General features: G+C 61.0%; 19 protein-coding genes. 13 read left to right on the forward strand and 6 right to left on the reverse strand.

The window, feature by feature from the left end; genetic code table 11:
• The first annotated feature begins 50 nt into the window (after positions 1–50).
• The 5 genes from HK20_RS01575 to HK20_RS01595 all read left to right on the forward strand — a co-directional run bounded on the left by HK20_RS01575 (position 51) and on the right by HK20_RS01595 (position 3,560).
• Positions 51–821, forward strand: coding sequence for an N-formylglutamate amidohydrolase (locus tag HK20_RS01575; RefSeq protein ID WP_086645330.1), 771 nt, complete (start codon positions 51–53; stop codon positions 819–821).
• The gene (locus HK20_RS01580) at positions 818–1,687 is read left to right on the forward strand and encodes a shikimate dehydrogenase (RefSeq protein ID WP_086645331.1); all 870 of its coding nucleotides are present in this window, start codon (positions 818–820) and stop codon (positions 1,685–1,687) included. The genes HK20_RS01575 and HK20_RS01580 overlap by 4 nt, the downstream gene beginning before the upstream one ends.
• A gap of 38 nt (positions 1,688–1,725) precedes the next feature.
• On the forward strand, positions 1,726–2,313 hold the full coding sequence (gene coaE / locus HK20_RS01585) for a dephospho-CoA kinase (RefSeq protein WP_086645332.1): 588 nt from the start codon (positions 1,726–1,728) through the stop codon (positions 2,311–2,313).
• Entirely contained in the window at positions 2,310–2,984 is a 675-nt protein-coding gene (gene dnaQ, locus HK20_RS01590; RefSeq protein WP_086645333.1) for a DNA polymerase III subunit epsilon, read from the forward strand. Before coaE ends, dnaQ begins: the two co-directional genes overlap by 4 nt.
• Positions 2,985–3,071: 87 nt before the next feature.
• Positions 3,072–3,560: a hypothetical protein gene (locus HK20_RS01595; protein WP_086645334.1), complete on the forward strand. Its 489-nt coding sequence runs from the start codon at positions 3,072–3,074 to the stop codon at positions 3,558–3,560.
• A gap of 16 nt (positions 3,561–3,576) precedes the next feature.
• Here the strand turns inward: HK20_RS01595 and HK20_RS01600 are convergent, their stop codons facing one another.
• The 6 genes from HK20_RS01600 to purM all read right to left on the reverse strand — a co-directional run bounded on the left by HK20_RS01600 (position 3,577) and on the right by purM (position 10,508).
• A complete protein-coding gene (locus tag HK20_RS01600) occupies positions 3,577–4,704 on the reverse strand; it encodes a glycosyltransferase family 4 protein (protein WP_086645335.1) in 1,128 nt (375 codons plus the stop codon).
• Between the two features lie 8 nt (positions 4,705–4,712).
• Positions 4,713–6,584, reverse strand: coding sequence for a heparinase II/III family protein (locus tag HK20_RS01605; protein ID WP_086645336.1), 1,872 nt, complete (start codon positions 6,582–6,584; stop codon positions 4,713–4,715).
• Positions 6,585–6,685: 101 nt separating this feature from the next.
• Complete coding sequence (gene rpe, locus HK20_RS01610) at positions 6,686–7,348, reverse strand: ribulose-phosphate 3-epimerase (protein ID WP_086645337.1); 663 nt, start codon at positions 7,346–7,348, stop codon at positions 6,686–6,688.
• Between the two features lie 94 nt (positions 7,349–7,442).
• Entirely contained in the window at positions 7,443–8,765 is a 1,323-nt protein-coding gene (locus tag HK20_RS01615) for an RsmB/NOP family class I SAM-dependent RNA methyltransferase (protein ID WP_086645338.1), read from the reverse strand.
• Between the two features lie 40 nt (positions 8,766–8,805).
• A complete protein-coding gene (gene purN / locus HK20_RS01620; RefSeq protein ID WP_086645339.1) occupies positions 8,806–9,429 on the reverse strand; it encodes a phosphoribosylglycinamide formyltransferase in 624 nt (207 codons plus the stop codon).
• Positions 9,426–10,508 carry a phosphoribosylformylglycinamidine cyclo-ligase gene (purM, locus tag HK20_RS01625; protein ID WP_086645340.1) on the reverse strand — a complete coding sequence of 361 codons (1,083 nt, stop codon included), beginning with the start codon at positions 10,506–10,508 and terminating at the stop codon, positions 9,426–9,428. Before purM ends, purN begins: the two co-directional genes overlap by 4 nt.
• 107 nt (positions 10,509–10,615) lie before the next feature.
• Between purM and HK20_RS01630 the strand changes: the two genes are divergently transcribed.
• The 8 genes from HK20_RS01630 (at position 10,616) to HK20_RS01665 (ending at position 21,389) form a co-directional block, all read left to right on the forward strand.
• Positions 10,616–11,392, forward strand: a complete 777-nt coding sequence (locus tag HK20_RS01630; RefSeq protein WP_086645341.1) for a chromosomal replication initiator DnaA — start codon at positions 10,616–10,618, stop codon at positions 11,390–11,392.
• A gap of 159 nt (positions 11,393–11,551) precedes the next feature.
• The gene (locus tag HK20_RS01635) at positions 11,552–13,837 is read left to right on the forward strand and encodes an RNA degradosome polyphosphate kinase (RefSeq protein ID WP_198943865.1); all 2,286 of its coding nucleotides are present in this window, start codon (positions 11,552–11,554) and stop codon (positions 13,835–13,837) included.
• Between the two features lie 90 nt (positions 13,838–13,927).
• Positions 13,928–15,418: a Ppx/GppA family phosphatase gene (locus HK20_RS01640; protein ID WP_086645343.1), complete on the forward strand. Its 1,491-nt coding sequence runs from the start codon at positions 13,928–13,930 to the stop codon at positions 15,416–15,418.
• 171 nt (positions 15,419–15,589) lie between these two features.
• Positions 15,590–17,908: an adenylate/guanylate cyclase domain-containing protein gene (locus tag HK20_RS01645; protein ID WP_086645344.1), complete on the forward strand. Its 2,319-nt coding sequence runs from the start codon at positions 15,590–15,592 to the stop codon at positions 17,906–17,908.
• Entirely contained in the window at positions 17,905–18,804 is a 900-nt protein-coding gene (locus HK20_RS01650) for an ABC transporter permease (protein ID WP_086645345.1), read from the forward strand. The genes HK20_RS01645 and HK20_RS01650 overlap by 4 nt, the downstream gene beginning before the upstream one ends.
• Position 18,805: 1 nt before the next feature.
• Positions 18,806–19,507, forward strand: a complete 702-nt coding sequence (locus HK20_RS01655; protein ID WP_086645346.1) for an ABC transporter ATP-binding protein — start codon at positions 18,806–18,808, stop codon at positions 19,505–19,507.
• Complete coding sequence (locus HK20_RS01660; protein ID WP_086645347.1) at positions 19,507–20,457, forward strand: MlaD family protein; 951 nt, start codon at positions 19,507–19,509, stop codon at positions 20,455–20,457. Before HK20_RS01655 ends, HK20_RS01660 begins: the two co-directional genes overlap by 1 nt.
• Positions 20,454–21,389: a hypothetical protein gene (locus tag HK20_RS01665; protein ID WP_086645348.1), complete on the forward strand. Its 936-nt coding sequence runs from the start codon at positions 20,454–20,456 to the stop codon at positions 21,387–21,389. Before HK20_RS01660 ends, HK20_RS01665 begins: the two co-directional genes overlap by 4 nt.
• Positions 21,390–21,660 lie beyond the last annotated feature (271 nt).

The raw sequence follows: 21,660 nt of genomic DNA on the forward strand, positions 1-21,660 counted from the left end.
CGTGCCTCCGCCCCCTCCGCCCGGCAAACTGGCACATGCCGGCATGACTGATGACAGAAATATTGGCTGAGAGTTTTAAGGTTTACGGGCAGGATGGCGGCGGGCCGTTTGTGCTGGTCAGTGACCATGCAGGACAGGCTGTTCCGCCCACGCTTGATGGTCTGGGCCTGAGCGCGGATGAGCGTGCCCGCCATATCGGGTGGGATATTGGTATAGACGGTGTTGGCCGCAAACTGGCCGATGCCCTGCCTGCGGTGCTGATCGAGCAGGTGTATTCCCGTCTGGTAATCGACTGTAACCGCGCGCCGGGTCACCCTACCTCCATTGTGACGCAGAGTGATGGCACGGCTGTTCCACGCAACCAGAGCCTGAGCATGCAGGACCGGGCATGGCGCGAACAGGCCATTCTGCACCCCTACCACCAGCGGATTACACAGGAGCTTGATGCCCGGCTGGCGCAAAAGCGCGCCGTGGTTGTGGTGGCCCTGCACAGCTTCACGCCGGTCATGCGCGAGGTGGCGCGGCCATGGCATGTGGGACTGCTGCATAACCATGACTCCCGTCTGGCTCATATCATGATCGACCTGCTCCGGGCCGAAGGTCTGGTGGTGGGGGATAATGAACCCTACGCCCTGACCGATACATCGGATTACACAATCCCCCTGCATGGCGAGCAGCGTGCCCTGCCGTATATTGAAATTGAAATCCGTCAGGACCTGATTGCCCACCCAGAAGGTCAGGCGGAATGGGCCGCCCGGCTGGCCAGCCTGCTGCCACAGGCCTGGCGGATTTTTTGCACAAGGTATGAACAGCGGCCATGACCACCTCCCCCACCACACCACCCCCGCAGATTATTACCGGCAAGGCCAGACTGGCCGGTGTTATGGGCTGGCCGGTTGAGCATTCCCGCTCGCCCGCGCTGCATAACTACTGGCTGCGGCGTTATGGGGTTGATGGTGCTTATGTGCCCCTGCCCACGGCTCCGGAGGATTTTGTGGCGGCGGTACTCGGGTTGCAGGCTGCGGGCTTCAAAGGGGTTAATGTTACCATTCCGCACAAGGAGGCGGCCTATAAGCTGGCCGATGTGCTGGATGCCTCGGCCCGGCGGGCGGGTGCGGTCAACACGCTTGTCTTCCGTGAGGATGGGAAAATCCTTGGCCTTTCCACCGATGGTAGCGGGTTTGTTGCCAGTCTGGAGGCCAGCAGCCTGCCACCCCGCCCGCAGACCCGCGCCCTGCTGCTTGGGGCCGGCGGGGCCGCGCGGTCCGTGGCTGCGGCTTTGCAGGACAGGGGCATCAAGGTTGCCATAACCAACCGCACGCACGAGCGCGCAGTAACGCTGGCCGCGGCATTGCCCGGTACGGATGTGCTGGCTTGGTCCGAGTGGGAGCAGCGGCTGGGGGAGTTCGCCCTGCTGGTCAACACCACCTCGCTGGGTATGGCCGGAGGGCCGGACCCGTTGTTCTGCCCTTCTCTGGCGCAGGCGGCGGAGGATCTGGTGGTGGCGGACATTGTCTATGCCCCGCTGGTTACGCCCCTGCTCGCGGCGGCAACCCGGCAGGGTTTGCGTACGGTGGGGGGCTTGGGCATGCTGCTCCATCAGGCACGGTTTGGTTTTAAGGAATGGTTTGGCGTGGACCCGCAAGTGGACGATGCAACGCAGGACCATGTTCTGAACAGCCTTTGAGCGTGATCTGCTCCTTTTGACCAAGGCAGGGTTTACGCATGAAAATACTGGGCCTGACCGGAGGCATGGGTATGGGCAAAAGCACGGTTGCCAGCATGCTGCGCCGTGCCGGAGTGGCGGTGTTTGATGCAGATGCCACTGTTCATGCCCTGCAGGCTCCCGGCGGGGCTGCCTTGCCCCGCATTGCGCAACTGGTGCCGCAGGCTGTAACGGCCGGGCGGCTGGACCGGGCGGTGCTCCGGCAGGCCGTGCTGGCCCACCCGGCATTGCTGAAAAAACTGGAAGTCATTATGCATCCTTTGGTGCGCCATGCCCGCACCGAGTTTTTGCGCCGCTCCCGCCTGCAGGGGGCTGCCTGCGTGGTGCTGGATATTCCACTGTTGTTTGAAACCGGGGCAGACCGGCTCTGTCGCCGGGTGGCGGTGGTGTCTGCTCCCCCATGGGTGCAGCGCAGGCGTGTGGCCCATCGCCGCAACATGCCGCCCCCGCAGGCCCGGAGGCTTATTGCCTGCCAGATGCGGGATGCCCGCAGGGTGCAAAAGGCGGATACCGTTATCCGCACGGGGTTGTCCATGAAGGAAACAGAGCGGCAGGTCCGCCGCTTTATCAGGAGTTTGAGGGCATGAAGCGATCCATCCTGTTTGATACGGAAACAACAGGACTGGACCCCGCAACCGGGGATCGGGTGATTGAAATTGCAGCCCTGGAACTGGTGGGGGACCTGCCCACGGGTAATAGTTACCACACCCTGCTGGACCCCGAGCGCGATGTGCCTGAAGAGGCCAGCCGTGTTCACGGCTTTACCCGCGCGGACCTAGAGGGAAAGCCAAAGTTTGCCGAGGTCGCGGACGATTTTCTGGCCTTTGTGGGGGATGATGCCCTTATTGCGCATAATGCCCGCTTTGACTTTGGTTTTTTAAACGCAGAACTCAAGCGCGCAGGCCGCAAACCGCTGGATATGGGCCGTATGGTGGACACGCTGGATATGGCGCGCGAGCGTTTTCCCGGCATGCCCAACAGTCTGGACGCATTGTGCCGCCGTTTTGGCGTGGACCTGTCTGCCCGTACAACCCACAATGCGCTGCTGGACTGCAAGCTGCTGGCCGAAGTGTATGTGGAGCTTATGGGCGGTCGCCAGCATGGTCTGGGGCTGGTGGCTGATGGCGAGCAGGCACCCACCGTGGTGTATGACGGCCCGGCAGAACGCAAGGTGGTAAAAGTCTGCCCCACAGCTGCCGAACTGGCTGCACACACTGCCTTTGTGGAAAAGCTTAAAGACCCGGTCTGGAACACATAAACCGCCCAGCCATGCCTGCAATAAAGCTATGCAGCGGCAGAACCCTATGCCATGTTTTGGTGGTCCCGAACACAAGGAGCATTTTTGATGCGCTCAGCATCCCGTCGTTTTCTTGCGGCGCTGGCACTGTCCGGCGCATGGGCCTTGCCCGCAGGAGCAGAGACCGTTCTCGGCCCTGCCATGGCGGAGGTTACCTTCAAAACCCGCTCGGCTGATCTGGGTGTGGGCTACACTTGGGGCAATGGTGTGCTGACTTATGGCGGGCATGACTACCCGTTTGAGGTCAGTGGGGCTTCGGCCGCTGCAATCGGTTTTTCCTCCGGCAACAGCGTGGGCAAGGTTTATAACCTGCAACGGCTGGAAGATTTTGCAGGAACATACTGGTCGCTCTCGGGCGAGACAACGGTCGGCAAGGGGGTTGCCGGGCACCTGATGGAAAATGACTCAGGCGTGCGTATCCGGCTGGATGAAATCCGCACAGGTGGGCGGCTTGCGGCCTCTCCCTCCCGCCTGACCATCCGCTTTTTGCCTGCGGCCAAAAAGACCGGAACAGACAGCCCCACCAAAAAAGACTGAGTAGGGGCTGTTGCTTTTAGGCCGCCGGATTATTGGGTTGCGTTAGCAGGCCCACGGTTCTGCCTATAACCACACGTTCTTCATAACGTGTAAGGGCCAGTTTGCGCCCCGCTGCCCCCATGCTCTGGCGCAGGGCGGGCTGGCTTGCCAACTGGCGCAGAGCCTGTGCCAGTGGCGCAACGCAGCGCGGGGGCACCAGAATGCCCGTCTGCCCATCCACCACCTGCTCACGCGGGCCGGGAACATTGGTGGCCACAACGGGCAGGCCGGTCAGCATGGCTTCAATAACGGACATGGGTAGCCCTTCGCTGTAGCTGGGAAGGGTAAAAATATCCGCAGCGGCCAGAAGTGCCGGAATATCCGCGCGGTAGCCAAGCCGCTTTAACCTTGGCCCTAATTCCCGGCTGCTTTGCTCCAGTGCTTCATCCAGCGTTGGGCCGTGGTCACTCGCCAACCGTTCCCCCACAATCCACAGATGAGCATCCGGTACGTCACGCATGGCGGCCAGAAGTTCGGGGTACCCTTTGGCATGAACAAGGCGGGAGACAATAATGATCACAACAGCCTGTGGCGGGGTGCCCAATGCTGCACGAACCTGCTGGCGTGCCTGCGCATCGGGGTGAAAAACGCGGCTATCCCGCCCATTGCTGATGACCTGCGGGTGAGGGTGGATGCGCAGGCGCAAGGCATCTGCTGCCTGCTCCTGCGATACGGTCAGGTAAATATCGGTTATGGCGCCACACCCCCGTTCCAGCACTTTTGCCAGCAGGCGTTTGGGGCGGGAGCCGGGCTGGTTGAACAGAAAGCCGTGGCAGGTATATGCAATGCACGGGACGCCACATAACCTGGCGGCAACCCGGGCCAGAAGGCCGCTAATGGGCATGTGGGCATGCACCATATCCGGTTTTTCACGCTGTATCAGCCGGATAAGCGCCCATAAGGCGCGCAGTTGCGCAAAAGGGGAAAAGGAACGGGCCAGAGGTGGGGTTTCAATACGAAAACCCTCCGCCCGTGGCCCGTCAAGCAAGGCGCCATCGGCGCAGACACCCACAACATCATGCCCTTCCGCACGCAATGCGCGCATCAGCGGGAGCAGGAACTGGACAAGCGAAAAATCAACATTCGTGACTTCAAGTATTTTCACGGTCGGGATTATTCGCTGATCAGTGTCAGTGCCCAATGGATCGGCTTGGGCGGGGGCTGCCCTATCATGGAATGGAGAAGTGCCGGGTGGCCGGTGGTGGCGGGTTTGGGTTCCGGCGCGGTGGCGGGGGCTGGTTCTACTGGCTCTGCGGCGGGTAGGGGGTCTGCAAGGGGTGAGGTCTCTTCAGCCATAATGCTGAGTGCATCAGCGGCAGATGCGGCGGGGGCTGGCTGTTCCTGCGTTGTTTCCGGCAAAGCAGCCTGCTGCGCGGGAGTGGTCTCTTCCTCCGCAGGTGCTGCGTCTGGTTCGGGTGTAGGCGTGGCTGCGCTCTCATCCAAAGGTGGTGCGGGCGGGGTCAGGACAAGCTGGAGCGTTTTTATCCTGCGGCCCTGACCCAGATACACACTTTCTTCCACCCGGACCTGTCCATCGGACTGGAAGAGCCAGCTTTCTTCCTCGCTGTGCAGCAGGTGGCCGTTTTCGGTCGGTTCCACCATAATATCAGGGTGCAGGTGGAAGCGTACACAAGGCATGCGGGCTAGTGTTGCCCCTTCCAGCTTTTCCTCCCCCCGCAGAGTGCGGCCGTCCTTGCCCAGATAAAGCTGGCGGTGGTACAGGCCCCCGCCCTGACTTTCGTACCCGTTATGGGTCATGTCCAGCCAGTGTGCGCCGTCCTGCGTTGCATGGGTGCGGCTGACCTGTGGTGGTCTGCTGGTGGTGCCGTTGGTCTCAAAGGTCATGGGGGCCATGCCCGCCAGTTCCAGAACGGAATGGGCTGCTGGGTAGCGCAGGGCCTCTGCCCATCCTTTTTGCCGGCTTGCCCCGCAATTAACGATCAGCCGTTGCTTGCCGGATGAAAATTCAAACGAAAGCATGCCCGCATGGGCTGTGTGGTCAAACCCGGTTGGGGCGGGGGCTGCGGCATCCGCTATGACCAGTGCGCGGCCGCTGCTCAGGCGGGCAAATCCGCTTTCGGGCAATCCTGCGGCGACAACGCGGGAGCGGGATACGCGGTTCAGCACAAGTTCCACCAGTTGCGGGTCGCGTTCCGTGCTGCCGTTAAACAGGGCCAGCCCGCCATCGGCATGGCGCAGGGCACGCAGGGCGGGGGCGGTCCGGTTGGCAGCATCTACGAGCGTTGTTGGCAGCGGCAGGCGCGCAACCTGAAGAATGTAAAGCATCTCCGCCAGCTCCTTTACCGTCAGGAACAGGTCTTCAGGGCTGCGGGTAATATGTCCGCCATCGGGCAGGATCTGGCTGGTTATGACCTCGTCAATCAGACGCAGGTAGCGGGTCAGGAACTCCGGATAATCGGGAATGGATACCGCAACCGCGAGCAACCCCTTGAGCGCGCAAAGCGCCTGCCAGCCATAAGCGGCATCGGGCATGAGTGCAATAATCGAGCGGGCCTCCATCATAAGGGAGGCCATCAGGTTCTGGCGAAAAACATCATCAGCGGAGGCGGCAAAAAACTCGTAACAGCCCAGCCATGCGCTCAACCGCGCACCAGTTATGGAAGGGTCCATAACCGCGCGTTCGGCAGCAGGCAGGCGCACCCAGTGTGCAACAAGCGTGCGCGCCTTGATCCGCGCGGATTCAGCGCCCAGTTCGCGCAGGTCCTGTAACCAGCTAAAACCCTGTAACCATCGGCGGTAAGGGGCTGGCCACGCCGGATCGTCCCATATGCCGGACTGGAGCGAGCGGGGCACGCCATCAAACTCGGTCCGGTTGCGGACCAGTTTTTCCCCTACCGTGGCATTGCCCGGCCACAGGTCCCGCAGCACTACGGCGGGGGCCGCGGGAACGCGTGCAAAACCGCCAAGCGGGTTGCGCATGGCATAGGCAAGGCGGGGGGCACGGGTCCAGCGGCGTAGGGGCATTAGATGAGTGTAACTCCAAGGCTGGGGTATTAAAGGCGCTACTCTAATGGAACTTTATGACAGCATTTGGTGCATTCGCACTATAATCACCATGCGATAGATCAAGCCTTGCGGAGGGAGGCAATGGCCGCGGCATAATCCGGCTTGCCATACACGGCGCTCCCGGCGATCAGCACATCCGCGCCAGCCTGTACGGCCAGTGGGGCTGTTGCGGCATCTATTCCCCCATCAACCGCCAGACGAATATCGCGCCCGCTGCGTGTGATCATCTCCCGCAGGGCTGCGATTTTAGGCAACTGGCTGGGCAGGAACTTCTGCCCCCCAAAACCGGGGTTAACGGTCATGACCAGAATAACGTCCACAAGGTCCATGACCTCGGCAATGGCGGCGGCTGGTGTGGCAGGGCACAGCACAATGCCGGGCTTTGCCCCGAGCTGGCGAATAAGCTGGAGCGAGCGGTGTGTGTGCGGCCCGGCTTCTATGTGTATCAGAATCTGGTCGGCCCCGGCCTGGGCAAAGGCTTCCAGGTAGGGGTCAACGGGGGCGATCATCAGATGAACGTCAAAAGGCAGGGTGCTATGCGGCCGCAATGCCTTGATAACGGCTGGCCCAAACGAAATATTGGGCACAAAATGGCCGTCCATCACATCCAGATGGATCCAGTCCGCCCCGGCATGTGCCACGGCTTCTACTTCTTCTCCCAGCCGTGCAAAATCCGCAGCCAGAATACTAGGGGCGATCAGGGGGAATGGTGCAGCACTCATTCCTTGCTTATCCGCAATAGCAGCCGCCTGCGCAACTACAGAAAAACGGTTTGTGCGCTTTTACATGGCAACTGCATGAATAAGGGGCAGGTGCTCAGGCTGCCCGGGTAAAGCGGGCGGCAAAAAAGCCGTCCATTCCGCCTTCATCCAGCCACATGCCCGGATGGGTGCGCAGCCAGCCTTCCGGCGTTAAGGCCTGCGGCAGGAACGAGAGTTCCTCTGGTGTAAAGGGCATGGGCACAAGCCCCATGGCCTGTGCTGCGCGGGCGCGGTCTGGCCCTTCCTCCTGCTGCAAGGAGCATACAGCGTAAACAAGTCTGCCGCCGGGTTTGAGCATATCCCTTGCCGCTGCCAGAAGCTTGTCCTGCGTGGCGGTCAGGGTGGTCAGGTCGCGCGGGCGTTTGACCCACAGCACATCGGGGTGGCGGCGGGCCGTGCCCGTGGCCGAGCAGGGGGCATCCAGCAGAATGGCGTCCAGCGGGGCATCGGGCTGCCATGTGGCGGCATCGGCCTGCAACGTGCGAACATCCAAGCCAAGGCGTGCCATGTTTTCCTTCAGGCGCACCAAGCGGGCGGGGTTGTTTTCCACGGCTGTTACTGTTGCACCGGTTATGGCTAACTGGGCGGTTTTGCCCCCCGGAGCTGCGCACAGGTCGGCCACCTGCTCGTGGGGCTGTACGTTCAGCAGGCGGGCAGGCAGGGTTGCGGCTGCATCCTGCACCCAGAACGCCCCTTCCTCATACCCCGGTAGTTCGGCAACCCTTGTGCCCGCAGGCAGGCGGATGGACCCGTTGGGGAGGGTTATGCCCCCTTCTGGGGCCTGTGCGCCGGGGCGCAGGGTAATGTCCAGCGGGGCTTCGTGGCTGATGCCCTGAGCAATGGCGCGTGGCACACCTTTGCCAAGTCCGGTCCAGGAGGTCCACAACCATGAGGGAATATCCAGCCGGGGCTGATCCAGCCCATCCAGCACGCTGGCACCACTTGTGGCGACGCGGCGCAGCACGGCGTTGGCCAGCCCTGCAAACGGTGCCAGCTTGCGCCTGCGCAGCAGGGATACGGTGGTGCCAACCGCTGCATGGGGCGGTGTTTCCAGGAACAGTAGCTGTGCGCAACCCATCATCAGGGCAACACGCACCGGCTCGGGCGGTTCTTTTTTTAAAAAAGGCTCCAGCACCGTGCGTAATGTGCCCATGTGCCGCAGGGTTGCTGCCGCCAGACGGTGGGCGGCAGCCCGGTCGCGCGCTTCTGCCTGATGTGCGGCTGCCGAGCGGGAGAGGCTGTTCTCCAGCATGCGGCGGTGTTCCACAACGCCGCACAGAATATCAAATGCCACATCCCGCGTGGGGTCGGGCTGTGGGGCGGCGGGGCGGAACCGGCCGCGCGGTTTGGAAGAGGAAGAGCGCGCTGGTGTGGTCATGGGGGCAAAAAACCGTTCGGTAAGCAGGGGAGGTGGTGGCTTACGCCACCACAAGCGCGGCGCCGTTGGGCGCTGTTGCCGGGTTTTGCGTTAAAAAATGCCGTAAGGCCAGAGGATAAAGCCCGTGCTCCTGTTGCAGAACGCGTGCAGCCAGCAGGTCTGGCGTATCACCCGGCAAAACGGGAACAGCAGCCTGACCCAGAATAGGCCCTTCATCCATTCCCTCGGTGACCAGATGCACCGTGCAGCCATGCAGGCGTACACCGGCAGCCAGAGCGCGCTCATGCGTGTGCAGGCCGGGGAAGGAGGGCAGAAGGCTGGGGTGAATGTTGAGCATCCGCCCGGCCCAGGTCGTGGTCAGGTAAGGGGTGAGCAGGCGCATATACCCTGCAAGGCAGACGGCCTGCGCACCAGAGTCTTCCAGTGCGGCATGAATGGCGCGTTCGTGTGCGGCGCGATCCTTGCCAAAGCTGCGGTGGTCTATGGCCAGTGTGGGCAGGCCCGCGGCACGTGCCATGTCCAGCCCCGGGGCATCGGGGTTGTTGCTCAGGACAAGGCAGATACGTGCGGGAAAATCCGGGTCCTGCGCTGCGGTGATCAGGGCCGTGGCATTGCTGCCCCGGCCACTGAGCAGAATGGCAACAGGTGTTTTTGCCGTGCTCATGCTGCCCGGAAATCCGGGGTTGCCTGCATTTTAAGGTCAGGCTTGGCATCGGGGCTCTGTGCAGCAGCAATGGAGCCGATGCGGAAGGCTTCTTCCCCCGCTTCGGCCAGCATGGCCAGCACTTTGTCCGGCTCGGGGGTGATCAGGATCATGCCGATGCCGCAGTTGAATACGCGCAGCATTTCCGCACTGTCCACATTGCCGGTGCGGGCCAGCCATTTGAAGACCGCGGGCATGGGCCATGCCTGATCAATAACCGCATCCAGCCCGTCGGGCAGCACGCGCGGCAGGTTGCCCGGCAGGCCGCCACCGGTAATGTGGGCGGCCCCATGCAGCAGGCCTGCTTTATGCAGGGCCAGAACGGGGCGCACGTACAGGCGCGTGGGTTCCAGAAAAGCCTCGCCCAGCGTGCGGCCCGGTGCAAAGGCTGCGGGGTCGGTCCATGTCAGGTGGGCATCGGCCACAATGCGGCGCACGAGCGAAAAGCCGTTGGAATGCACACCGGAGGAGGGCAGGGCGATCAGTGTATCACCCGCGGCAATGCCTGCGGGCAGCAGGGCGCTGCGTTCGGCAGCCCCAACGGAAAAACCGGCCAGATCGTAGTGGCCATCGGCGTACATGCCGGGCATTTCTGCTGTTTCACCACCGACAAGGGCGCAGCCGGAGTGTTCGCACCCTTTGGCAATGCCGCGCACAACCTTGGCAGCAGAGGCAACGGACAGGCGACCTGTGGCAAAGTAGTCGAGAAAAAACAGCGGCTCCGCGCCCTGAACAATAAGGTCGTTCACGCACATGGCCACAAGGTCGATCCCCACGGTTTCGTGCAGGTCGTTATCTATGGCTACGGTCAGCTTGGTGCCAACGCCATCGGTGCAGGAAACCAGAACAGGGTCGGTAAAGCCTGCGGCCTTCAGGTCGAACAGAGCGCCAAAGCCGCCAAGCCCACCCATGGTGCCGGGCCGGTCCGTGGCTTTGGCAGCAGGGCGAATGGCGTCAACAAGGGCTTCGCCTGCTTCAATGTCCACGCCGGAATCACGGTAGGTGAGGCCGGAGGAAGGGGTGCTAGGAGAAGACGTCATGGGTGCGCTCTTGGTTCGAATGAGAGTAAGGTCGATGCCGGGAACCAAGGTCACTCAGGATTCCCGCGAACAGTCTTTACGGCAGGAGAGGCGGCGCGCAAAGCGGCATGACGCGGTTTGATGAAACAAAAGCATCTTCCCGCCCCCCAAAAGAGGGCAGGAAGCGGCGCATAAACGAAGGTGACGGGGTGACGCAGATAGCCTTGCCATTTGTGTACCGTCCCCGATTCGGGCGGTCGGATTTTGTTGCGGCCCCCTCCAACGCGGCCGCGCGCGCCTGGGTGCTGGATGCGGAAGCCCCCTACCGCTGGCCCGAAGGCCGCATGGCTTTGTGGGGTGAAGGGGGGACGGGCAAGACGCACCTGCTCTCCATCTGGGCGGGGCGGTATGGTGCGCCTGTTATGGCGGGTGAGCGGCTGAACGAGCGCGATGTGGCGGCCCTGTTCAGCCAGGGCGGGTTCAAGGCCGTGGCACTGGATAACGCGGACTGTGTGCCCAGCGAGCATGATCTGCTGCACCTGATCAATCTGGTGCGTGAGCACCGCGTGTTCCTTCTTATGGCGGGGCGTCTGCCGCCTGCGCGCTGGCCCGCAGTGCTGCCTGATCTGGCAAGCCGCCTGCGGGCGACTTCCTCCGTGCCGCTGGGGCAGGCGGAGGAGGACCTGCTGCACCGCCTGTTGTTGCGTTTGCTTGCAGAACGGCAGATTGTTGTTGCACCGCAGGTTACGGAGTGGCTGTTGCGCCGCCTGCCGCGCCGGGCCAGTGCTGTGCGTGACTGCGTTAGCGCGCTGGATCAGGCGGCCATGGCGTCGGGCGGAAAAGTCACACGCGTTCTGGCGGCCAGTGTGCTGGAAGGACTTTTTGCGCGCGATGGTGAACCGTGAAAGGAATATTTCAGTTTTATGACATGATGGCGATTTGACGCCCCCGAACATTCCGGGGCCATCGTGTTTGGGATATGTTGACGGTGTATCCGGTTTGGTGCGGCCCTCGGATCGGTCGGATTGCCGGGGCAGATAATGCAGGAGAGGGAGCGCAGGCTAGTGGCGGCACAGGATAAAAAGAATACAACCCCCGTCAGTCGTACACGTGCGCCCGCCAAGCGGGCACCTTCACGCACACGGGCTGCGGCCAGCACCCGTGCCAAAAAGGTGGCTGAACCCAAAGTTACCCTGCAAACGCCCTCGCGCTTTATCAACCGCGAACTTTCCTGGCTCGATTTCAACCAGCGCGTGGTGGAGGAGGCGGACAACGCCCGGAACCCGCTGCTGGAACGGCTGCGCTTTTTGTCCATCAGCGCCAGTAATCTGGACGAATTCTATTCCGTGCGTGTGGCAGGGCTTGTTGGCCAGATCCGTGAAGGGTTGACCACCATCTCCCCCGACGGTCGCACGCCTGCCCAGCAGTTGGATGCAGTGCGCGAACGCTGTGCCCGCCTTTTGCGCGAGCAGCAGCGGATATGGGTAGAGCTGCGCAGCCTGCTGGCCAAATCCCACGTCACACTATGCGAAACGCAGGACCTGAACGATGCGGACAGGGAGTGGCTGCAAACCTGCTTCATGGATCGCATTTTTCCTGTACTGACGCCACTTGCGGTCGATCCGGCCCATCCGCTCCCCTTTATTCCCAACATGGGGCTGGCTCTGGGGTTGCGCCTTTTGTACGAGGGCACGGGCCTGTTCGCCATGAACGCCCTTATCCTGCTCCCTGCACAGGTTGAGCGCTTTATTCGCCTGCCTGCCACGGGTGAGGCCGTTGCGGGCGAGCCTGCCCGCGTGCGTTTTATTCGTCTGGAAGATCTGATCTCCCTGTTCATTGACCGGCTGTTTGCCGGGCTGGTTGTGGGCGAGAGCGGTGTGCTGCGCGTTGTGCGCGATACGGATGTGGAGTTCGAGGACGAGGCGGAAGACCTTGTTCGCTCCTACGAAAGCGCACTCAAGCGCCGCCGCCGTGGGGTGGTTATCCATCTGGACATGGAAAAGCGCGTACCCGCCGAACTGGCCGAAGCCATTGCCTCCGACCTGGACCTGCCATCGGACGAAATTGCCGTCCATTCAGGCATGATCGGGGTGGCGGACCTCAAGCAGATGATCGTGGATGACCGGCCGGACCTGCTCTTCCCGCCCTACACGCCGCGCTTCCCTGAGCGGATACTCGATTTTAACGGGGACTGCTTTGCTGCCATCCGGGCCAAGGACCTGCTGGTTCATCACCCGTTTGAAAGCTTTGATGTGGTGGTGCAGTTCCTGCGTCAGGCTGCGCTGGACCCCAATGTTATTGCCATCAAGCAGACGCTGTACCGCACATCGCGCGATTCCCCCATCGTCAAGGCGCTGATCGAGGCAGCAGAGGCAGGCAAGTCGGTCACGGCTATGGTGGAGCTGCGTGCGCGCTTTGATGAGGAAGCCAATATCCGCCTCGCCCGTGCGCTGGAAGCCGCCGGTGTGCAGGTGGTGTTTGGCTTTGCCGACCTTAAAACCCATGCCAAGCTTAGCCTCGTGGTGCGCAGGGAGGGAGCGCAGGTGCGCTCCTACGCCCATTTTGGCACGGGGAATTACCACCCCATTACGGCGCGTATTTATACCGATCTGTCGTTCTTTACCTGCAACCCGGCGCTTGCGCGGGATTCGGCGCGGCTGTTCAACTACGTGACCGGCTACGCTATGCCGGCACAGATGGAGGAAATCGCCTTTTCCCCCATTACCATCCGCAGCACGCTCAAGGACCTGATCGAGGAGGAAATCGCGCATGTCAAAGCAGGGCGTCCGGGTACGATCTGGCTGAAAATGAATGCGCTGGTCGATGCGGACCTGATTGACTGCCTGTACCGTGCATCCTGCGCCGGGGTTAAGATTGTGGGGGTCATTCGCGGCATATGCTGCCTGCGCCCCGGCGTTGCCGGACTTTCAGAAAATATCCGGATCAAATCCGTTGTTGGCCGTTTTCTGGAACATTCGCGCATTTTTGCCTTTGGCAACGGCCACCGTCTGCCATCGCGCCATGCCAAGGTTTACATTTCCTCCGCCGACTGGATGACCCGCAACATGGACTGGCGGGTGGAAAGCATGGTGCCCATTACCAACCCCACCGTGCACGCGCAGGTGCTGGACCAGATTATGGTATCCAATATCCGCGACACCCTGCAGTCGTGGATACTGGAGCAGAATGGAGTATGGCGCCGGCTTGGCGCTGGCTCCAAACCGTTCTCTGCCCATGAATGGTTCATGACCCATCCCTCCCTTTCCGGGCGGGGGTCCGCAGCCCATGAAAGCCTGAGCAGAGCCCCGGCCTCCCTCTCCCAGACCAAAGACCTGATGCTGGATGACTGAAAACGGGGTTTCTTTTTCCCATATGTCGCGTATGTCTGTGCACTTTCATACTGCCGGGCAGCATAATGGCCTGCCCGGGAACGGCTGGTAATGGAGACGGACATGCAGCGTCGTTCAGCGGTGGTTGATCTTGGGTCCAACTCGGTTCGTCTGGTTGTGTTCGAGGGGGTTTCTCGCAACCCGCTGCCCATTTTTAACGAAAAGGCCGTGCTGCGGCTTGGTCGTGGGCTTACCACCACAGGCCGCCTGAATGATGAGGGCGTGGGCATGGCCATGGAGGTGCTCAGCCGTTTTCATGCCATTGCGCGTGCCATGCAGGCTGACCCGTTTGAGGTGCTGGCCACGGCTGCCGTGCGTGACGCCACAAATGGCCCCGCCTTTGTGGAAATGCTGCGCCAGAGCATGCCCGGCGTGCCGGTGCGTATTCTGTCTGGCAAGGAGGAGGCTGACCATTCCGCCATTGGGGTCATGTGCGGTATTCCTGGAGCAGACGGGCTGGTAGCCGACGTTGGGGGCGGGTCGCTCGAACTTATTCACCTGACCGAAACCGGACGGCATGATGCCACAACCCTGCCCTTGGGCATGATCCGTCTGGCGGATCGGTGCGAGGGGGATCTGGACGTTGCCAAACAGCTGACTGATCAGGACATTGATGGTGTTGAATGGCTGTCCAGAGTTCGGGGGCAGCCGCTTTATCTGGTCGGGGGGGCGTTCCGTGCGCTCGCGCGCCTGCAGATTGCACGCACCCAGTACCCGCTGAACATTGTGCACTACTACACGCTGGACGTGCAGGAAGCGCGTGAGATGACCGGCTGGCTCCAGAACAGCTCCCGCCGCAGCCTTGAGCGCCTGCCCGGTGCGCCGCGCAAACGGCTGGATGATATTCCCTTTGCCGCTGTGGTCCTGCGCAGGCTGATGAAAAAAATCCAGCCCAGCAAGATCGTGTTCTGCGTGGATGGCCTGCGCGAGGGCTGGTACATGATGAATGTGGCCCCCAGTTATCTGCCCCAGGACCCGATGGAAAGCGTTGCGCGTGACATGTGTGCACGCTTTGGCCGCAGCAACACCCTGCCCGAAATCCTGTGGACATGGACAGGCTGCATCAAACAGAACGAAACGGCAGAAGAACAGCACCTGCGCCGCATAGCCTGCTGGCTGTCCGATATTGGTAGCCACGACCACCCGGAATACCGGGCCGAGCAGACCTACCTGCGGATTTTGCGTGTGCAGGGGGCAGGGTTTGACCACCGCGCGCGTGTCTGGCTGTCTTTGGCGCTGGCCGTGCGCTATTCGGTGGATATGAGCGCACCCGCTCTTATGCCGTCCTTTACCCTGCTGAGTGATGAGGAGCGGCGCGATGCCGTGGCCTGTGGTCTGGCGTTGCGTCTGGCCTATTCGCTGTCCGGCGGGGCAGGGAGCCTGCTGGAGGGCACATCTTTGGCATGGGATGGGGCGGAACTGGTGCTGACCCTGACCTCCACCCGTGTTGCCGTAAAGGGCGAAAGCGTGCGGCGTGGGCTGGACCGGCTTGGTCAGGCGCTGGGTGTGCAAACCCGGTTTGAGGTGGAACTGGCGGTCTGATCTGCCACCCCCTTAAAAGGGTGGACAACTCTGCTGCCGACAGGCACGTTACCAAATAGACATCTCTGTTGTATGGAGAGCCCACCTTTGCCATTGTGCGGTCGGCCTTGCCGGGCGCTATGGTGGTAGGGGCATGAATGTTCATGACCAACAGGCAGTGGAATTTGGTGCGTGTCTTCTGAAGAGATCATAGACCCGACAGTTCAGCACAATGCATCCGTTCGGCGGGTGCTGCTGCACATGGTCCTCCCCTTTGTGCTGATCATCATGACCGTTGGGGCCATTGCGTGGGTGGGCATCAGTTCATACCGCACCACACGCGAGGGTGTCTCTGTTCTCACGCGTGAGCTTATGGAGGCAACCCAGCACTATATCGGGCAGGAAGTGGGGGACTATATTGCACCTTCCGCCGCCGGAAACCTGATTGCCGCAGGCATGATCGAACATGCCCCGCCTTTGGTGTCGGACAAGGTCTTTTATTCCTACGGCAGCGTCATGCTGCAAAAAATTCCGCAGTTGCAGTCTTTTTATCTGGCCGATGATCAGGGTAATTTTACGCTGATCACCCGCTCCCCCGACAAGGACGTGCTGGACCATGTTCGCCTTGTGACGCAGCCGGGTGGCGCAAAAATTCTGCATCATGTTCTTTTCAATACCGCGGGGCAGCAGGTCCGGCAGTATGATGCTCCCGCGGGTGATTACGACCCGCGCGTGCGCCCGTGGTACAAAAACACGGCTGGCAAAGACACCATCCAGTGGACGCAGCCTTACCTGTTCCCGACCGATAAACAGTTTGTCATGACCAGTTCGCTCCGCTTCCGGCGTGATGACGGGCATGAAATGGTGTTTGCCACCAATATCTCGCTCAATGAGCTGAGCGCGTTTTTGGATAAAATCAAAATCGGCAAGTCCGGCAGCGCCATGATTGTGGATGGTGAAGGACGGGTGATTGCAGGGCGTAACCTTACCCAGCACGCGGAAGCCGCAGGCTGGGACCCGGACAAAATGGTGCTGGACCCCAAAATCTACCCGGTTTTTGCCTTGGGGTACGACCATTACCGGGTGCGGGGCTTTGGCCCCAAGCATGTGGAGTGGGATAGCAAGACCTATATTACCATGGCTTCCGCCTTGCCGCGTTACTCGCAGGGCTGGATTTTGCTGATTGCCGCCCCTGAAAACGATTTTGGCAGCTTTGCGCACCAGAGTAGTCGCCAGAGCCTCCAGTTCGCGGGGATTGTTACGGTGTTTTCGCTCCTTCTGGGGGCACTTTACATCCGCCAGTTGCGCCGGACGGAAGCAGGCAACCGCAGGCTTGCGGTCCAGCAGTCTCAGGTCGCGCAGGAAAGTGGTGCCTTGCAGCAGGTGGCTGTGGCGCCGCACCTGTTTGACCCTGCGGCCGATGCGCTGGTGCTTACGGAACAGCTCGCGCAGGTTACGGGTGCACGCCGCGCCAGCCTGTGGCGCTTCCTGCACGATGGTGCCGCCATGGTGTGTGATGATACCTATGACCGGACCCAGAACACCCATTCCGGCGGGTTTGAAATGGGGCGGGAAGAACTGGGCAAGTTCTTTGATGCCATAGAGGAAGGGTCTTCCTTCTCCGTCAGCAACGCCGCAACGGATGAACGTACGACACGGTTTGAGCGGCTGGTCATGCGTGAGGTCAGTACGCGCGCACTTGCTGTGTACCCTGTGCATGGCCCTCATGGCACGCTGGGTATGCTTGCGCTGGAAGACCCGGTCATGCTGCCGCATCTGCTCTATTTTGTGGAGCTCATGGCCAGCATTGCGGGTACACGCTTTGCCGCGCAGGATGTGCTGGAAGCCCAGCAGAAACCCGTGGCAGACAGCAAAACCTCTGCTCCTGTGGCGGTCACTGGCACGCCTATGTCCGATAATCTGCTGATGCGGGCAGATGAAATGGCGGACGTAACAGGTGCGAGTATTTACCCCTCTGTTGCCGTGCTCGTTGTCAGCTTTTCCGACCCCGTAGTGGAAGGGAACAAGGAAACCGCAGCCCTGATCGCCCTGATCAACCAGTTGGCCACACAGGTCCAGAGCGTTGCACAGGAAGAGCACCTGTTTGCGGTGGAAGTGGCCGGGCACCGCATGATCTGTATGGCAGGCTGCACAACAGAGCCGGACCCCACAGCACTGGTGCGTCTGGCCAATGCTGCCCTTAAAATGCGTGAAACATTTATGGGCGCACTGGCTGCGGCCGATCTGGAACCCGTGTTTACCATGGGTATGGATTTTGGCCCCGCGTTTGGTGGCGCCGTGGGGCAGTTGCCAACGGTGTTCAACCTGTGGGGGCAGACAGTCTCCCTTGCCGAGCTGATGGCCGAAAGCGCTATAGACCCCGGTACCATTCAGGTTACGGAGCGCGTTTATACCAACCTGCGTGACCGCTACCTGTTCCGCAGCCGTGGCTCCTTCTTTGTGCCGCATCTGGGTCTTGGCCGTGCCTATACGCTGGCAGCCCGCCGATGAGTGAGACCGACCAGCAGGCTCCCCAGCCGCTCCCGCCACCTACCGATACAACGCGCGACCTCGTGCTTGCCGGGCAGACAGGGCAGGGCAGGCTGTTTGCCCCTGTTCAGTGGGGGCTTGGCAAGCTGGCATGGATCGGGCGGCTTACGCGCAGGCAGGCGCGTTTTCTGCTCATTATGCTGGGTGCATCCTGGGGGGTGATCTTCGAGAGCTTTCGCGCGCATTCATGGCGGCGGACAGTCCGTTACGAATTTATCAGCACCATGAACAACATTATCCGTGGTGGGCTTGTTGCCACCATGTTTGCCGGGGTGCTGACCGGGCTTGCCGCTGTGTCGCAGGTTATTTACTGGCTGGGGCTGACCGGGCTTGCCACCATGACCGGCTCAATCCTGATCAATATTGTCGTGCGCGAAATAGCACCCATTCTGGTGGGTGTGCTCCTGCTGGGGCGTAATGGCATGCTCTCCACCACGGAACTGGGGCTGTTGAGCATTGGGGGGGAAATCCGCTCCATGCAGGCTGTGGGCATAGACCCCTTTTTGCTGCTGGTGCTGCCGCGTACACTGGCTTTTACCGTGGCCGGGTTTACGCTGGGTATCCTGTTCTCGTTCGCATCCCTTGTGACGGGGTATGTGATGAGCCGCATGTCCGGGGTGATCAACAACCCCGTCTGGGCTTTTCTGGATGATGTGGCAACAGCCATGTCCGGCACGGATTACGTTATTATTCCGCTCAAGTTCATTACTGTCGGGTTTGTGGTGGGGCTGGGCGGCTGCCTAACAGGGCTGACCGCCACAAACGAGGATTCACTACGCACCCTGCTGCCCCGCGGCTTTTCCCGCGGGATGCTGATTGTGATGGTGGTGAGCGTTCTGTTCAGTCTGGATCTGTAAGATGGATGTGTACGCTTCCGGCCCCCTGCTTGAACTGAACAAGGCCGTTCCATCGTTTGATGAGAGCGGGCTGCCGCCGGTTCCGTTCAGCATGAAGCTGATGCCCGGAGACTGCATGGTGGTGGAAGCGCGCGACATAGGGCACGCCACCATGTTTGCGGACCTGTGCTGTGGGCTTGTGCCGCTGGATGATGGGTTTGTGCGGTTTATGGGGCTGGACTGGGCCGATCTGGGCGACCGGGAACTCAACGCCCTGCGCGGGCGTATCGGGCGTGTGACGCACCGGGCAAGCTGGCCCGAATTTGTGCCGGTGCATCTGGCAATTGTGTTGCAGCAGTTGCACCACACAACCCGCCCGATTGATGATCTGGTGCATGATGCTGCCCGGTTGGCGGAAAGTTTTGGCCTGCCCGGTCTGCCAACACAAAACCCCAGTTTTTTACCCGAGGATGACCTTTTGCGCGCAAGCTGCGTGCGGGCGTTTTTGGGAAGGCCCCATTTGTTACTGCTGGAAGACCCGCTTGAGAGCGGTCCGGCAGAATTGAGCAATTCTTTTCTGGCTGCAATAACCGAGGCGCGCGACAGGGGTGCCGGGGTTATCTGGCTGGTAAGGAATAACGCAGTCTGGCAGGAATATCGGCAGGGTATTACGGCAACCTGGCGGCTTGCAGATGATGGTCTTGTAGCAGTACGGATGGGATAATGTTCCAACTCCGCTTACGACAGAAAGTAAAACCTCTCATTTCCCTGCGTTATGCAGATGAATGGGTCGGGTTTCTTGTGCTTCTGAGCATACTCATTTTTGGGGGCGCGGTTATCGAGGCAGGTGTGCTGCGTGACTGGCTGACCCCACCCGCACGGCTGCGCGTTGTGCTGCCCGCTTCTGGCGTGGGCGGTTTGACCGTAGGCGGGGACGTACAGCTTATGGGGGCGCATGCGGGCACCATCCGCAGCATCAAGCTCAATCCGTCTGGCAACATGTATGCCATGGTTGACCTTGACCCACAGGCCAAGCCCTTTGTCCGGCGGGACAGCACAGCCCTTATCCGTAAGCAGCTTATTGTAACGGGGGCTTCCTATCTGGACCTCAGCCGCGGGCATGGGGACCCGATGGACTGGAGCTATGCCGTTATTTCGGCCACTCCGGCTCCCAACCCCGCAGACCAGATTACCGCGACCCTGAACAGTATTCAGGCCGAAATCATGCCCGCGCTGGCCAGTGCCAGACATATGATGGCCCAGCTGGACGGCACCATTACCGACATGCACGCGGGCAAGGGCACAATCGGGCAGTTGATGACCAATGACCAGCTTATCCGCCAGTCTGAAGCCACTATTGCCTCTTTGGATGCTGTGATCGAACGGCTCAAGCCGATTGAAAAACAGGTTTCGGGGATCATGAGCAAAACAGATGCCACCATGGGCAACCTCAAATCCGCCACCAAGGATGTAAAGGACGCAACACCGCACCTGCCAGCCATTGCCAGTAATGTGGAAGCCAGTACGGCAGACCTGCCTGCCATGCTGGCACAGGCCCAGACCACACTTTACGGCTTGCAGCAGTTGACCGACCAGTTGCGCGGGATGTGGCTGCTGGGCGGGCATAAGGTAACACATCATAAACGTCTGCCCCCCCAGCAGGTGCGGCCATGAGACGCCTTGCACACATGCTGGTGCTGACAGCCCCGCTGCTGGTGGCCGGGTGCGGGGCCAGCCAGAGCAAACCCACCGCGCAGGATGATGCGGCGTGGGATCAGGCCATGATGGCCGGCCGGGATTCCTTTGAACTGGGGCGCTACACGGTGGCCGTATCCCAGTACCGCAAGGCCGCCAACCTTGCCATTGTGCGTGATGATGGAACAGCCGTGGCTGAGGCCGGGTACGACCTCGCAGTATCACAACTGGCCGCCAACACGCCGGATGACGCGCTGAAGACAACACAGGCCACACGTCAGGCAGTGCAGTTACGCGGTGCGCAGGATATGTCCTCGCTTGATCTGGTTGAGGCGGCAAGCCATTACCGGCTTGGCCATTACGCGCAGGCTATTCCTCTGGCCCAGCAGGCCATGCGCTCCGCCGATACGGGTGTTGCCGCACGGGCAGCCCTTGTGCTGGGCCTTGCCGCCGATGCGCAGGGCGACCAAAGCGCTCTTCAGGCCGCAGGGGTTTATTTGAGCGGGCTTAAGCAGCCACTCTCCGTGGCACAGCAAGCTGACCGGGCCGAGATTCAGGCACGCGTGCTCCGTCACTCCAACCCCGCATTGGCCGAACAGCAGGCGGAGGAAGCAGCAAACCTGCGTCAGGGTGAGGCTGCATACCACGACATGGCGCGGGCACTTGCCCTTGCCGCGCGGATTGCTGCCAGTCAGGGCGATCAGGCCAAGGCGCATGCCTTGTGGGCACGGGCCGCGCAGAGTGCAGCCGCACAATCTGGCAGCCTGAACCGGATGGATGCGCAAACGCTGGTCCATGGTAGCCTGACCAAAGGCAATGCCACGCCACCAGCGGATGATGCTCGGGCATGGGCACGCAGTGCGGGTGATATTGTGCTCAGACCCTTTGCGGAAACCGAGAGCGCACCCTAACCAGCTAGTTTTGGTGCATGGCTTTACTGGTCTGCCAGAAAGCCATGCACCCTGTGCTGCCATTGGCATAAGCTGCATTGCCCGCAAGGCATGAGTGGGTGAGTGCTCCTACGCCCTATTCCTTACGGTATCGCGCGCTTGGTGCTGTATCCCTTGCAGCAGGGAATACAGGCGCTGTGTAAGGCAGGGTATCAAGTTATGGTGTGTTATACACAGCACTTGAGAGGTGTTTTTGTTCCATTTGCTTGAAAAAGCATGACACCTAAAAAAT

It is taken from the genome of Acetobacter sp. DsW_54 (assembly GCF_002153575.1).
GTDB lineage: Bacteria > Pseudomonadota > Alphaproteobacteria > Acetobacterales > Acetobacteraceae > Acetobacter > Acetobacter fabarum.